The organism is Staphylococcus sp. GW823-FHT05F06 (genome assembly GCF_058795495.1).
In genome coordinates, this window is sequence record NZ_JBXAHW010000001.1 from 143219 (window position 1) to 157221 (window position 14003).

The 14003-nt window shown below is 32.3% G+C and carries 11 protein-coding genes; all 11 read right to left on the reverse strand.

What is annotated here, in order from left to right; translation table 11 throughout:
• Positions 1-151: 151 nt before the first annotated feature.
• The 11 genes from AC1Q7N_RS00705 to AC1Q7N_RS00755 all read right to left on the reverse strand — a co-directional run bounded on the left by AC1Q7N_RS00705 (position 152) and on the right by AC1Q7N_RS00755 (position 13908).
• The gene (locus AC1Q7N_RS00705; RefSeq protein ID WP_001832566.1) at positions 152-1825 is read right to left on the reverse strand and encodes a glycerol-3-phosphate dehydrogenase/oxidase; all 1674 of its coding nucleotides are present in this window, start codon (positions 1823-1825) and stop codon (positions 152-154) included.
• 176 nt (positions 1826-2001) lie between these two features.
• Positions 2002-3501: a glycerol kinase GlpK gene (gene glpK / locus AC1Q7N_RS00710; RefSeq protein WP_001829522.1), complete on the reverse strand. Its 1500-nt coding sequence runs from the start codon at positions 3499-3501 to the stop codon at positions 2002-2004.
• Positions 3502-3654: 153 nt separating this feature from the next.
• Complete coding sequence (locus AC1Q7N_RS00715) at positions 3655-4479, reverse strand: MIP/aquaporin family protein (RefSeq protein WP_001829504.1); 825 nt, start codon at positions 4477-4479, stop codon at positions 3655-3657.
• Positions 4480-4853: 374 nt separating this feature from the next.
• Positions 4854-5387 carry a glycerol-3-phosphate responsive antiterminator gene (locus AC1Q7N_RS00720; protein ID WP_001829471.1) on the reverse strand — a complete coding sequence of 178 codons (534 nt, stop codon included), beginning with the start codon at positions 5385-5387 and terminating at the stop codon, positions 4854-4856.
• A 13-nt stretch (positions 5388-5400) separates the two neighbouring features.
• The gene (gene mutL, locus AC1Q7N_RS00725) at positions 5401-7338 is read right to left on the reverse strand and encodes a DNA mismatch repair endonuclease MutL (RefSeq protein WP_002456559.1); all 1938 of its coding nucleotides are present in this window, start codon (positions 7336-7338) and stop codon (positions 5401-5403) included.
• Positions 7339-7352: 14 nt separating this feature from the next.
• Positions 7353-9974 (reverse strand): DNA mismatch repair protein MutS, encoded by a 2622-nt coding sequence (mutS, locus tag AC1Q7N_RS00730; protein ID WP_001832553.1) that lies wholly within the window; start codon positions 9972-9974, stop codon positions 7353-7355.
• 197 nt (positions 9975-10171) lie between these two features.
• Entirely contained in the window at positions 10172-10666 is a 495-nt protein-coding gene (gene thiW, locus AC1Q7N_RS00735; RefSeq protein WP_001829480.1) for an energy coupling factor transporter S component ThiW, read from the reverse strand.
• A 23-nt stretch (positions 10667-10689) separates the two neighbouring features.
• A complete protein-coding gene (locus AC1Q7N_RS00740; protein WP_001829463.1) occupies positions 10690-11055 on the reverse strand; it encodes a YlbF/YmcA family competence regulator in 366 nt (121 codons plus the stop codon).
• 1 nt (position 11056) lies between these two features.
• Positions 11057-12601 carry a tRNA (N6-isopentenyl adenosine(37)-C2)-methylthiotransferase MiaB gene (miaB, locus tag AC1Q7N_RS00745; RefSeq protein WP_002439565.1) on the reverse strand — a complete coding sequence of 515 codons (1545 nt, stop codon included), beginning with the start codon at positions 12599-12601 and terminating at the stop codon, positions 11057-11059.
• Positions 12602-12943: 342 nt separating this feature from the next.
• Positions 12944-13234: a thiamine-binding protein gene (locus AC1Q7N_RS00750; protein ID WP_001829496.1), complete on the reverse strand. Its 291-nt coding sequence runs from the start codon at positions 13232-13234 to the stop codon at positions 12944-12946.
• Positions 13235-13290: 56 nt separating this feature from the next.
• Positions 13291-13908 (reverse strand): poly-gamma-glutamate hydrolase family protein, encoded by a 618-nt coding sequence (locus AC1Q7N_RS00755; protein WP_001832558.1) that lies wholly within the window; start codon positions 13906-13908, stop codon positions 13291-13293.
• Positions 13909-14003: the final 95 nt, after the last annotated feature.

A 14003-nucleotide genomic window follows, 5' to 3' on the forward strand; every position in this document is an offset into this window, starting at 1 on the left:
ACCGTGTGTGAGATATCATATCAAATCGTACGCATATTGAGTTTATATAAGCTTATAGCATTAAAATAAAAAACTACTTGTAGATAAAAAGATCTATTCCATCTACAAGTAGTTTATTATAATCTATTAGATATTCAATCAATAGGAATGATTAAGCTTTAGTTGCAGGTTGATCATTACCTGTACGTGCCTCATCAATCGCAACTTCTACTTCTTCAGTATAAGCTTCTTTTTGAGTTTCACTATAATTAAGCATATCCGCCATAACATCTATCACAGCATTTTTATAATCTAACACATCTTGAATATTAAAGTATAATTTGCCAGAACGACGTACTAAGAAGTCAGTTGGTTTGTAAACCATTTCTTGTTGAATACTATAAACTAATTCAACATAAATTTCTAATGGTAATTTACTATCATGATATGGTGCCGTTTGAGCAATATTAAATAGTTGATCAACATTTGAACCATATTTACTTGCTAAGCGACGTGCCACATCTTCATCAATTCCAAATCCTTTAGCTGCATCAACTTTTTGTTCAACAAAGTGTTCAAAGTTTTTGCTTCCGCCAACGTCACCACCGGAAATTTTTAGATTTTTTGTGGCACATGATTCAAATTTCAATCCGTATTCTTGTTTTAAACGTTTAGCTAATAAATCAACAATTTCTAGTGCCATATGACGATAACCAGTTAATTTACCGCCTGCTATAGTTAATAATCCAGATTCACCTTCCCAAACTTCATCTTTACGTGAGATTTCAGAAGGATCTTTACCTTTTTCAAGAATTAGCGGACGAATACCAGCCCATGTTGATTCAATATCTTCATCTTTAACATTAACTGTTGGGAACATATAGTTAATTGCATTAATTAAGTAGTCTCTATCTTCTTGTGTTGTTAAAGGTGTTGCTTTTTCATTATCATAAAACGTGTCAGTTGTTCCTACATAAGCTTTTCCTTCACGTGGAATCGCAAAAATCATGCGTCCGTCTTTTTCAGTATCAAAGTAAACTGCTTGACCTAATGGGAATTTAGATTGATCTATAACAACGTGTACACCTTTAGTTAATCTTAATTGCTTATTGTTACGTGCATAATCGCCACTTCTCACTTCATCAACCCAAGGACCAGAAGCATTAATAACTTTTTTAGCTTTAATCGCATACGTTTCGCCATCAATCATATCCAATACTTCAATACCATTTACTTTCTTATTGGAATCATAAGTGAAGTGTTCTGATTTTGTATAATTAATGATTTCTGCTCCATTTTCAGCAGCTTTTTTCATAACTTCAATAGTTAAACGCGCATCATCAGTGCGGTATTCCACATAGTAGCCACCGCCTTTTAATCCATCACGTTTAACTAAAGGTTCTTTATTTAACGTTTCTTGCTTAGATAACATTTTTTTACGTTCGGATTTTTTGACACCAGCTAGACGATCGTACATAGCTAGTCCAATAGAAGTTGAGAATTTACCAAATGTACCACCTTTATGCATAGGTAAAAGCATCCATTCTGGTGTTGTCACATGTGGACCATTTTCATAAACAATAGCACGTTCTTTACCTGTTTCTGCAACTACCCCTACTTGCAGTTGTTTTAAATATCTTAAACCACCGTGTACAAGTTTAGTTGAGCGTGAACTTGTACCTTGTGCAAAGTCTTGCATCTCTACTAAAGCTACCTTCATCCCACGATTACTTGCATCTAAAGCAATACCTGCACCTGTAATACCGCCACCTACGATAACAACATCGTATTCAGTGTCTCTTAAATTCTTTTTAATATGATCCCTTTTCAATGTAGATAATGACATTATCTAAACGCCTCCTAGTTATAAATAAAAAACGAGAAATTTATCCCCACAATAACATTAAATTGTTTTGTACGAACAAATCTCTCGTTTCTCGATTTTCTTATTAACTTATCTAGATTATAACACAGTTAAGAAAATCAAGTCCATTTAAAGATTTAAAAAGTCTAATACATAGCTTAATCTTCTAATTTAAATACTTGAGTCGCCTTAACAGCTTTTTTCCAACCACTATAAAGTTTATGACGTTGATCTGCATCCATTTCTGGTTTGAACTCAGTTTGAAGTTTCCAACGTTCACGGATATCCTCTTTATCATCCCAGAATCCAACAGCTAATCCAGCTAAATATGCAGCACCAAGTGCTGTTGTTTCTTGGATTTCAGGTCTTTCAACAGATGAATTTACGATATCTGCTTGGAACTGCATAATGAAGTTATTTTTTACAGCACCACCATCAACGCGTAAATTTTGAACTTCAATACCTGAGTCCTTAGACATAGCTTCCATAACATCTCTTGTTTGATAGCACAAAGATTCTAATGTAGCACGAATGAAATGTTCTTTTTCCGTACCACGAGATAATCCGAAAATAGCACCTCTTGCTTCTGAATCCCAATAAGGTGTACCTAAACCAACAAATGCTGGAACCATATAAACACCCTCAGTTGACTCTACTCTTGAAGCATAGTTTTCGGTTTGTGGCGCAGAATTAATCATTCTCAAACCATCTCGTAGCCATTGGATAGCAGAACCAGATACGAAAATTGAACCTTCAAGTGCATAATTAACTTTTCCATCTAAACCGTATGCAATGGTTGTTAACAAGCCACTTTCTGACTTAACTGCTTCTTCACCAGTATTCATTAGCATAAATCCACCTGTGCCGTATGTATTTTTTACATCACCACGGTCAAAACATGCTTGACCAAATAATGCTGCTTGTTGGTCACCGGCAATACCAGCAATAGGTACTTCTTGACCAAAGAAGTGATAGTCGATAGTTTTCCCGTAAATTTCACTTGATTCTTTAACTTCAGGTAACATTTGTTTAGGAATATTTAAAAGTTCTAACAACTCATCATCCCATTTTAGGTCATAAATATTAAACATTAATGTACGACTTGCATTAGTGTAATCTGTAATATGAGCAGTACGTCCTGACAATTTCCATACTAACCATGAATCGATTGTTCCGAAGAGTAAATCACCATTTTCAGCTTTTTCTCTAGCACCTTCAACATGATCAAGAATCCATTTTACTTTAGTTCCCGCAAAGTACGGGTCTAAAAGTAAACCTGTTTTTTCTCTAAATGTTTCTTCATAACCCTGTTCCTTTAAATTTGTACAAATATCTTGTGTCTGACGTGATTGCCAAACGATAGCGTGATAGATTGGACGACCTGTATTTTTATCCCATACAACTGTCGTTTCACGTTGGTTTGTAATACCAATACCTTCAATTTGATTTGCATTAATATTGTTTTCATTAAGTAACTCAGCCATAACTGATAGAACAGATGTCCATATTTCATTAGCATCATGTTCTACCCAGCCTGGATGTGGAAAGTGTTGTTTAAATTCTCTTTGAGAAACACCTTTAATTTCTCCTTCTTTATTAAAAAGTATCGCACGTGAACTCGTAGTTCCTTGATCAATTGATAAAATATATTTTTCCATAGGTATATGACTCCTTCAAAAGTGAATAATGAATTCATTATCTAAACAATTATACATTCTAAAATGATAATTAAATAGACTTTTAAATGTGATTGTTCAACACTCATGAACATATCACGTTAATCATACGGTTATATATACGAATGCCATATGTTAATAAATTGATTCAATATCGTTGTTTTTATTTTGAGATATCTTATTTAGTATCACGCCAAGTATAAGTGTGAATATAAGTACAATTAAACCAATGAAACAACTAAAATTGAATGTTTGTTTATAAAACACTTCGTAAACAATCGCACCTAACATACCACCTGCCATGGGTCCCAGAACGGGTACAATTGCGTAAGACCAGTTAGATTTACCTTTACCATGAATTGGCAAAATAGCATGTGCAATACGTGGTGCTAGGTCACGGGCTGGATTAATAGCGTAACCAGTAGTACCTCCTAAGCTTAAACCAATTGCTATGATAAGACTACCAACAATAATTGGATTTAAACCATCAGCAATTTTATTAACCCCGATAAATAAAATTCCTAATGTTAAAGCCATAGTCCCGATAATCTCACTTAAAAAGTTAGCAAAATAATTTTTAATGGCTGGTGCTGTTGAAAATACACCTAATTTGACTGCTGGATCTTCTGTAACTTTCCAGTGTGGTAAATACATTAACCATACAAAAACTCCACCAACAATACCGCCAAGCATTTGACAAACAATATAGCCCGGTACTTGCGCCCAGCTAAATCCACCATCCATGGCTAAAGCAACTGTTACAGCTGGATTTAAATGTGCACCAGAAAACGTTCCAACAGCATAAACGCCCATTGTTACTGCCAAACCCCAACCAAATGCAATAACAATCCAATCTGCACCGTTACCAGCACTTCTCTTTAAGTTAACGTTTGCACAAACGCCACCACCAAAAAGAATAAGGATTGCAGTACCTAAAAATTCTGCTAAATAAGCATTCATATACATTCCTCCCAAAAAACAGGGAGACCCCTACGTCAAATATATTACTTGTAGAAATCTCCTCGTCTCTCTTCTAATATTAACTTTTTAACTTGTTATAAGTTTACTATTACGTTGTAAGCGTTGTCAACAATTTTGTAAAAAAATTGTCATATTTGATTAAAGTTTTTATTGATATAGTGTGCATTTATTTTTGATGCACTAAATAAAAGGTTTAACAATTCTTTTAAAAGTACATTCTTCTTTTTTATTCATAAAAAAAAGAATGCACTTTAAGTTATTAATCTTTCGGTATTCAAATTCACTCGTCCTATGAAAAAATGATAATACCTTGATTAACAAACTTAAATACATTCTTATTAACAGTATACAAATTACCAAAGTTTCTCGTAACTTGTAGTGACGTACTTAGCGCCATTGGAAATTGCTTCTCTAATTTCCGATTGTTCATCGATAAGACCACCAGCTATTACTGACGCTGATGTTTCTTGTTGAATTTTACTCACTGCTTTACTTGCAACACCAGGTAAAACTTCAACATAGTCAGGCTCTACTTTTTTAATGAGTTCAATACTTCTTGTTAATGCTTGACTATCTATGATAAACACTCTAAATATCGTCAAAGTATTTAACATTTTAGCTTTTTTGATGACCTTAGCTTTTGTAGAAACAATACCTTTAGGTTTATATTGTTGAATAATGTACTCACAAGCAAATTCATCATGACTGAGTCCTTTGATTAAATCGATATGTACATAACATTCAATCGAATGACTTTTAAGTAACTCCATAATGCTTTTCAAATGACCTATATGCATATCTAACACAACACATGCTTTGTAGTCTGTTTTAATTAACTTTTCTAAATCTCTCATATTTCTAATAGCTGGCAAAATATTCTCTTTCATAATTAAAACTCCCCTACATTACTCTTTTAAATAACTTTTCTAATTCATAATTTGAAAAATTGATAATAATCGGTCTACCATGAGGACAAGTAAAAGGATCTTCTGCTTCTCTTAGTTGATCAATTAAATCTGCCATTTCATTATTTTTTAAATAGTGATTAGCCTTAATTGATTTCTTACAAGACATCATGATTGCTGCATCTTCTCTTATTTTCTTCACATCAACACTTTTGTGTTTTAAGACAAGTTCAATCATATCTTTAATAATTTCTTCCGCTTCTTCTTTCGGAAACCATACTGGATAGCTATTTACAATATAATCATGCCCACCAAAATGTTCAAGATGTACTCCTACTTTATCTAATTCATCTTTGTACTGATCAATAATCATTTGTTCATCTTTAGAGAAATGGAAAGTAAGTGGTATTAATAAGTTTTGCACTTCATTGGTCACTTCGCCAATTTTTTCTCTAAAATATTCATATTTAATTCTTTCCTGAGCAGCATGTTGGTCAATCATAAACATTCCATTTTCATTTTGTGCAATGATATACGTACCGTGTACTTGACCTACAATTTCCATATAAGGCACCCTACGATGAGGTGTCTGACTCACTGTTCCTTTAATATCGTTTGATTGCTGATTTGATATCTCATATTCGTTAGATGTGTTTTGTTCCATATCAAACAATACTTCTTTTTGACTTTGTAAGTAACTATCATCAATGTAATTGTGTAATTCATTAGAAACTTCCGTACTTTCATTATTTGTCGATGAAGTTGAATCTAAATTATTCTTATGCGACTCTACATCATGATTCTTATCTTTTTGATCATGTACATATGGTGCAGATGTTTCTCCAATTTGTGATTGTTGCTTCTCGAAATTAATTTTTTGTTGTTCAAATGTTTCTAAAACCTTATTCTTTTTGGGCGCGTGATTTAAATCGTTTTGTGGGATGAGGATTTTGTCTTTAAAAGCCTCTCTGATTTTGGTTACGATAAGATCATAAAGTTGATCTTCTTTAGAAAGTCTCACCTCTAATTTTGTTGGATGAACATTTACATCAACCAAAATAGGATCCATTTGGATATTAATGTAACATATAGGAAATCTTCCTATTGTAAGCAATGTGTGATATCCCTCTAAAATTGCTTTATTGAGTACAAAGTTTTTGATGTATCTACCATTGATGAAAATAGAAATGTAATGTTTATTACTTCTAGAATGCTCAGGTTTAGCTACAAACCCTTCAAGATGATAATCACTAGTATCACCCGAAATATGCACTAAATCCTTTGCTACTTTCATTCCATAAATTTCAGCCATTACTTCATTTGTTCTTCCTGAGCCATTCGTACTTAAAAGTTTTTTACCATCTGAAACTAAAGAAATTCTAATTTCGGGATGACTCATCGCCATTCTATTTACAATGTCCGTAATTTTACCCAGTTCGGTATACAAACTTTTTATATATTTTAATCGAGCAGGTGTATTGTAGAATAATGAATCCACTTGTATATCTGTACCCTTTTTAGCTTTTGCAGGTTTTTGATGAATAATTTTACCATCTTCAGCATATATTTCATGTCCATTTTCATTATCAGTACAGGTCTTTAATGTCACCTTTGCTACTGATGAAATACTAGCTAAAGCTTCTCCCCTAAAACCTAAAGTACGAATATGGAACAAATCATCATCTGCGACTATTTTACTCGTTGCGTGTCTATGAAATACTAACCCTAAATCTTCCTGAGCAATACCAGTGCCATTATCTACAACCCTTATTGATGAAACTCCAGACTGTTCAACTTCAATATTAATTTCTGTCGCTTGTGCATCAATTGCATTTTCTAAGAGCTCTTTAACTACGGAACTTGGTCTTTCAACCACTTCACCCGCAGCTATTTTATTAGCTAGAGACGTCTCAAGTTCTTTTATTTTCCCCATCGTTTACACCTCTTCTACTTTAATTGACTTTGTAATTCATTCAGCTTGATTAAGGCTTCCAATGGTGTCATATTGGATAGATTCAATTCTCGAATTTGACATTCAACTTCACTTTGTTGATTGTAACCATCAAATAAATCAAAGGTCGCTTGCTCATAATTATGATTTGATGTATGTGTTTCTATAACTGATTGCTCTTCTTCTGTTCGACCAAAATCGTTATACGACGGAACCGTTTGTTGATCGTCAGTATTCTCATGAGAGAGTTGATACGAAGGTTTTTGCTCAAATGCATTTAATATAACTTGCGCTCTATCAATGACTTCATTAGGTAAATCCGCTAATTTTGCCACTTGAATACCATAGCTATCATCCACAGCGCCATCTTTGACTTTATGCAAAAATATCAGTTCACCTTGATACTCGTTTGCAGCAACATGTACATTTTTTAAACACTTAAGCATTTGATCAAGTGATGTCAATTCATGATAATGTGTTGAGAAAAGTGTCTTAGCATGGGAAGTTTGAGCAACATATTCAATCATCGCTTGCGCTAACGCAAGACCATCATAAGTAGATGTACCTCTTCCTATTTCGTCAAAGATAATTAAACTATTTTCAGTAGCATAAGTTAAAGCTTTTTGAGCTTCTAACATTTCTACCATAAATGTACTTTTACCTGATACAAGGTCATCTGCTGCACCAATCCTAGTAAAAATTTGATCAAATATAGGTAATGTTGCTGAATCACATGGTACATATGCTCCCATTTGAGCCATGATACTTATTATAGCAACTTGTCTCATATATGTTGACTTACCTGACATATTAGGTCCCGTAATGAGATAAATAAACGTTTCATCATCAAGATGGCAATCATTAGGTACATAATCATTATAATCCATCACTCTCTCAACAACAGGATGTCTTGAGTTTTCTAAATGTAAAACTTTATCATCACTAAATGTAGGTTTGACATAATTATATTTTTGAGCAATTTCAGCAAAACTTTGTAAACAATCAAGTTCTGAAATGATTTTCGCTTGCTTTTGTAAACGTTCAGTGTACGTTTTAATGTGTTCTCGTAATTTAACAAATAATTCATATTCTAACTCTACTGCTTTATCTTCAGCACCAAGTATTATATCTTCTTTTTCTTTTAATTCATCCGTAATAAATCGTTCAGCATTAGATAATGTTTGTTTTCGATTATAGCCAAACGCTTCAGGTTGAAAATTATTTAAGTTTGCACGTGTAATTTCAATAAAATAACCAAACACTTTATTAAAACTAATTTTCAATGACTTAATACCTGTACGTTCACGTTCCTTAGCTTGTAATTCTGCAAGCCAAGTTTTACCATTTTTTGAAGCTTCTAAATATTCATCAAGTTGCGCGTTGAAGCCATTTTTAAATAATCCTCCATCTTTGATGGAAATAGGTGGTTCTTCAACTAAACTTTCTTCTAAAATTTGTAACAAGTCATCTAAAGGTTCTAATTCTTTAAATTGCGTGGTAGTTTGTGCACCCAATTCATTGAGTAATGCTTTAATGTGAGGTATTTCGGATATAGAATGCTTAAGTTGTATTAAATCTCTTGCATTTACGTTTCCATAACTCACTCTTCCTACTAGTCGTTCTATGTCATACACTTGATTTAAATGATTACGTAATGTATCTCTTTCAATAAAACGGTCCATAAACTCTTCAACAATATTTAATCTGTCGTTGATTTGTTGTTTATTAATTAATGGACGATCAATCCACTGCTTTAAACGTCTAGCACCCATCGGTGTTTTTGTCTCATCCATTAACCATAACAAAGTCCCTTTTTTTGATTTTAATCGTATGCTCTCTGTCAGCTCTAAATTTCGCTTCGCATAATAATCCATCTTCATATAATCAACTGCAGCATATTCAATTACTTCCTCAATATGAGATAAATCTCGCTTTTGTGTGTGATGAATGTAATCTAACAATAATTGAGTTGTGTCATGCATTAACTGATGTGTCAACTGATTCATATCATAATCTTCATCAGATATATCTTCGCGAACAGTAATCGTCTCAGTTATCATGTTGATTTGTCTTTTTAATTCTTCAGATAGAGCTTGCTTTATGACGATTTCATTGGGATTAATTGTTGTAATCTCATTAAGCAAGGTTGCTGTATCTTTGAAATGAGTTACTTTGAGTTCGCCTGTAGAAACATCACAATAGCATAATCCAAATTCTTCATTTTCGATAAAACTTAAAATATAATTATTTTTCTTTTCATCCATACCATTTTGATCCATAACAGTTCCTGGTGTGATGATTCTTACAACTTCTCTTCTAACCATTCCTTTTGTTTGCTTTGGATCTTCCATTTGTTCACATATAGCGACCTTATACCCATTATTAATCAATGTTTCAATGTAATTATCAGCAGAATGATATGGTACGCCACACATCGGAATAGGATTTTCTTTTTTAGCATCTCTTTTCGTCAATGTTATTTCAAGTACTCTTGATGCTTCTTTAGCATCATCAAAGAACATTTCATAGAAATCTCCGAGTCTAAAAAATAGCAAACAATCATCATATTCAGATTTTATCTTTAAATATTGTTGCATCATTGGTGTAATGTTAGCCATTTCTATTTTCACAACCCTTATTCTTATATCTTTATTTATATTATATGTATAAATTTATGGTTTTTAACTCATTCATTTTAACATATATGTTTTTGAAACGCTTTTGTGTAATAGATACAAAAAGTACGCTTTCATATGAACAGATATCAACATTTCACTTATAATCCCCTATTCATCAAGCGTACTTCAAATAAATATTAATTTTTGTTAAATCTATCTAGTAAACCTCTTCTTTTCAAAATAATAAGCAATATATAACTAATTAAAGCCCCAATAAAACTTGATACTATGAACATAAGCATTAATGGTTTAATAAAGAAATCTTGAAGTCCTAAAAACCATGCTAAAGGTATACACATTAAACTACCAATAACACCAGTCCCTAATACTTCACCAACTGAAGCCATAAAAATATGCTTCCTATACATATAAAACAGACTGGAAAGTAAGACACCTATCATACTTCCTGGAAAAGCAAATGCGCTTCCAGTTCCAAATGAAATTCGTAGTACAGAAGAAATAAAAGCTTGCGCTAAACCATACCATGGTCCAACAAATACAGCACATAATACATTTACAAAATGTTGAACGGGTGCGGCTTTAATTGGACCTAAAGGAATGACAATTAAACTACTTAACACGACATTAATAGCTATTAAGAATGCTGTGATGGTCAACTTTCTAATATTCATTGTACTTAACTCCTCTAAAATAATTATTCATTGTGTTCTTTTTTATTATATTCATTGAGTCTATCTTCCATTGTTTTGACCATCATTTGTAGTAAATCATTCGCTTCATATTGTGCTGAACGAAATTCTTCAACAATAGGTAATTCATTAATTTCATCTTTTAGATTCTGAATTTTAACTTCAGATTGCTCGAGTGCATTTTGTTTTCCATAATTTTGAAAATTAACCGATTGTTTTTGTTGCGCTTTCAAACGATTCATCTTTTGTTTTATTGCTTGATTATTATGAATTTGTTTTTCTACATTATGATAATCTTGAACAACTTCTAGTTTTCCAATTTTCTCTGCTAAACTTTCGACTTTTCGTATGATTTCTTTTTCACTATACATATTATTGTGTCACCATTGAACGTTGATGTTCTTGTATAAATGTTCCATTTAAAGAATATTGTTTTGCCTCGTCAATTTTGACATCAACGAGTTTACCAATGCTCTCTCTTGGTCCTTTAAAATTCACAAGTTTATTTTTATCAGTATAGCCTGCTAGAACATTCTCATCTTTTTTACTAGAACCTTCACATAATACCGTAACAATCTTACCTTCATACTGACTCATTGCTTGTTGAGAATATATTCCAACCTTCTTATTAAGCCTTTGCAAACGTTCTTTTTTCACTTCTAAAGGTACGTTATCCTTCATTTTAGCTGCTGGTGTTCCATCTCTTTGTGAATATAAATATGTGTATGCATGCTCAAATTGAACGTCATCATATAATGATAATGTTTCTTCAAATTGTTCTTCAGTTTCATTAGGATAACCTACTATGATATCAGTAGTTAGAGCTACGTTAGGGATAGCTTCCTTTATTCTTGAAACTAAATCAAGATAACTCTCTCTTGTATATTTACGCCCCATTATCTTTAATACTTGGTTATTACCTGATTGTACCGGTAAATGGATATGCGGTACTATGTTCCCACCTTTAGCTATAACTTCAATCATTCGATCTGTAAAGTCCCAAGGATGACTTGTTGTAAAACGAACACGAGGTATATCAATTTTAGAAATATCTTCCAATAAGTCACCTAATTCATAATCCAGACCTTCGATATCTTTACCATATGAATTTACATTTTGACCTAATAAGGTAATTTCTTGATAACCTTCTCTTGCTAATTCTCTAACCTCATCAATGATGTCCTCTGGACGACGACTACGTTCTTTTCCTCTAGTAAATGGAACAATACAATAAGTACAAAACTTATCGCAACCATACATAATATTAACCCAAGCTTTAATGTGACCGTCACGCACTTTAGGTAAATTTTCGATGATGTCTCCCTCTTTAGACCATACTTCAACTACCATCGCTTTAGATAAATATGCCTCTTCTAAAATCTCAGGTAAATGATGAATGTTGTGTGTCCCAAAAACCATATCTACATTTTGATAAGATTTTAATATTTTATTTACGACTGATTCTTCTTGAGACATGCAACCACACACCCCAATTAAACAATCTGGGCGTTCTTTTTTTAAATGTTTTAAATTTCCTATTTCACTAAAGACTTTATTTTCAGCATTTTCTCTAATGGCGCATGTATTAATTAAAATCACATCCGCTTCATTAATATCCGAAGTAGCACTATATCCTAATGCATTTAATATTCCTGCCATAACTTCAGTGTCATGTGCATTCATTTGACATCCATATGTTTTAATTAAAAAAGTGCGACCTTTACCCATACCTTTGTATTTTTCATCTATATGAAAATCTCTGTTATATTGAACTTCTTGTTTTCCTCTTTTTTTAGCTTCTTTTAAGCTAGGTGGCTGATACACTTGTTCAAAGTATTTACTATAATCTTTCTCAGCTTTACGATCACGTTCTGCTAGAATATTTATCGTTCCAGCCTTTCTTTGCTCTTCATTCACTTTGAAAATCCTTTCTATATGCCCATAATCATTATTTCATTATATTAAATTTATAGTCAAAGTGCAAAAAGACATGTATATGATGTTACATCTATCTTTGATAATTAACTTATTAGCCTTTTATTACTGTAATTAATGTAAATCATATCTAAATGTTTATTTAGACACCATTTATTTATAATAAATCAGTTGATAAAAGTCTTTTATATCATATTTTCAGTGTGATAATGTATGGCGTCTATAGCATACCAATATTTTCATACAAAATTTTAAGAGCCTTAAACACTATGGCATGTTAGGCTCTTAAATAAATAAGATAAGAAATATTATTCTAATTTAAACTTAGTCGTATTTTCCTGTAAGCGTCTCAATTTCTATTCCTTCAGGTACGTGATAAAACTTAACTTGACTAATAATACTTGGACATTCTAATTCAACCATTCTATCATTTAATTTTTGAATTAAAATAAGACATTCACTCATTTCACCTTGAACTGTTGTTTCTAACGGTCCCACTCTAAAATGCAAACCTGAATCATCAATAATTTTAATTGCCTCATCAACATATGGAATAACATCGTTGTTGTTCGGTGTTTTTGGAATAATTTGAATACTCATTAATGTATCTTGCATGCTTCATCTCTCCAATTAAGTTTTATAATATTATTTTAACATGCGTTAGAATTTAATTATGCACGTTCTATAGCTTTTTTCATTGCATCAGCAAAGTCGTACATTAAATCATCCCAATTATCTTTATTTTCACGGTTTTTGCGTGAACTTTTTCTATTTTTAAATAGCTCCTTTCTTAACTGAGCTGTCAGTTCTAATTGCACTCCTCCTTGGGTTTGAGTCATATTAACAATATTATTTTCTTGAGTTCCAGAAATATGATGTGGTGCTTCTCGCACGCTAATTCCTATATCTTCAAGAGATTCGGTGATTAACTCAATTAGTCTGTCATCACTACCTCCTATATAAGCCACACTTTCATTACCTTCACAACCATGGATGGCTACAGTTCTTTGGCTACCTCTCACTAAATCTAATGCAATTTGGTCATCATAATGTGTGGAAGTCACATGTAACTCATTATTCCCCTTACTTCTCATACCTTTAAAGGAAAAATAGTTATAGTCGCCACAATGTGCAATTGTATAGGCTAATTCAGTTGTGGCAGGTTCAATTCCACCGCCATGTAATGCTAATATAGTGACTATGCTAGAACGATTTTCACACTCTATTTCCCAATCTTTTCCTTCTTTAGTCAATTCTTTTAATTCTGTCATAGATTTAAATTTGTCCATATTAACCTCCGAAAAATCATCTTATATTTTTATTATTCCCAAAATTCATATTCTTAAAATCTTTTTACAAAATCTTTTACATATTTATTAAAAAA